Source organism: Arthrobacter sp. GMC3 (genome assembly GCF_002929305.1).
GTDB lineage: Bacteria > Actinomycetota > Actinomycetes > Actinomycetales > Micrococcaceae > Specibacter.
Genome location: NZ_PJIO01000047.1, coordinates 1 through 1,445, shown reverse-complemented (window position 1 = coordinate 1,445; position 1,445 = coordinate 1). Strand labels below are relative to the sequence as shown.

The 1,445-nt window shown below is 51.8% G+C and carries 3 protein-coding genes; 1 reads left to right on the top strand and 2 read right to left on the bottom strand.

Features of this window, described 5'->3' with window-relative positions; genetic code table 11:
- Positions 1-73 precede the first annotated feature (73 nt).
- Entirely contained in the window at positions 74-673 is a 600-nt protein-coding gene (gene yfbR, locus CXQ94_RS23585; RefSeq protein WP_104092569.1) for a 5'-deoxynucleotidase, read from the top strand.
- A gap of 58 nt (positions 674-731) precedes the next feature.
- On the opposite strand, the gene CXQ94_RS23580 is transcribed toward yfbR, so the two are convergent.
- Together CXQ94_RS23580 and CXQ94_RS23575 are read right to left on the bottom strand one after the other, a co-directional pair.
- Positions 732-1,262, bottom strand: a complete 531-nt coding sequence (locus CXQ94_RS23580; RefSeq protein WP_219817104.1) for an SLC13 family permease — start codon at positions 1,260-1,262, stop codon at positions 732-734.
- Positions 1,189-1,445, bottom strand: a 257-nt coding sequence (locus tag CXQ94_RS23575; RefSeq protein ID WP_219817103.1) for a hypothetical protein, incomplete at its 5' end; no start/stop codon positions are given. The genes CXQ94_RS23575 and CXQ94_RS23580, both read right to left, overlap by 74 nt.

Genomic DNA, 1,445 nt, shown 5'->3' with positions numbered 1-1,445 from the left:
ACTGCCGGAGATTGCATCCGGCAGCGTTATCGCCCCACAATAACCTGATGATGTCATCATACGTAAGGTCACTATGAAACAGAGCCATTTTTTTGCCCATCTCTCCCGCCTGAAACTCATTAACCGCTGGCCGCTCATGCGCAACGTGCGGACGGAAAATGTGTCCGAACGCAGTTTGCAGGTAGCGATGGTCGCCCATGCGCTGGCAGCTATCAAAAATCGAAAATTTGGCGGTAATGTCAACGCCGAACGTATCGCTTTACTGGCGATGTACCACGATGCCTCAGAAGTGCTCACCGGCGATCTCCCTACTCCGGTGAAATACTTCAATTCGCAAATCGCTCAGGAGTACAAGGCTATTGAAAAAATCGCTCAGCAAAAACTGGTCGATATGGTTCCGGAAGAGCTGCGGGATATCTTTGCGCCGTTAATTGACGAGCATGCATATAGCGATGAAGAAAAATCGCTGGTGAAACAGGCAGATGCACTGTGTGCATATCTGAAATGTCTGGAAGAACTCGCGGCCGGAAATAATGAATTCTTGCTGGCAAAAACGCGACTGGAAGCGACGCTTGAAGCGCGTCGCAGCCAGGAGATGGACTACTTCATGGAAGTATTTGTTCCCAGCTTCCATCTTTCGCTCGATGAGATTAGCCAGGATTCACCGCTGTAAGCAGCCGGAGTCTGCGTCGCATCAGGCAATAAGCGCCGGATGCGACATCAGGCTCTTGTCAAAACGGAAACAGCATCGGGATCATCACCACACAAACCGCCATCACGATAATGGTGAACGGTACCCCCAACTTCACAAAGTCACTGAAGCTGTAATTTCCCGGACCTAAAACCAGTGTGTTAACAGGTGAAGAAACCGGTGTCATAAAGGCGGCGGTTGCTGCCATCGCCACGACCATCGCGAATGGATAGGGCGACACCCCCATCGTTTTGGCAGCAGCCAGCGCAATCGGAGCCATCAACACCGCCGTCGCGGTATTAGAGATAAATAGCCCAATAACCGCCGACAAGACAAACAAACACCCCAGCATCATATGTGGCCCGTAACCACCGCCAATGTCCATCAGCCCTTTCACCGCCAGCGCGACACCTCCCGTTTTCTGTAATGCCACAGCAAACGGCATCATCCCAACGATCAAAATAATGCTCGGCCAGTGAATGGATTTATAGGCGCTTTCAGCATCTATACAGCGGAATTTCCCCATCAGCAGGCAGGCGATGATATCCGGCAACAGGATTAGGAATTTCATCGGTCAGCATTAACGCCACCATTAGCACCAGACAGAAAATGGCATGGGGTGCCTGGCTGTGCGCGGGCGATGCTTCACTCACCTCTTCCGGTAAGTTCAGCGCTACGAAGTCGCGGCCCTGTTTGGCCAGCATACCGATCAGTTTCCAGTTACCCACAACCAGGATGATATCCGGCAGGACCA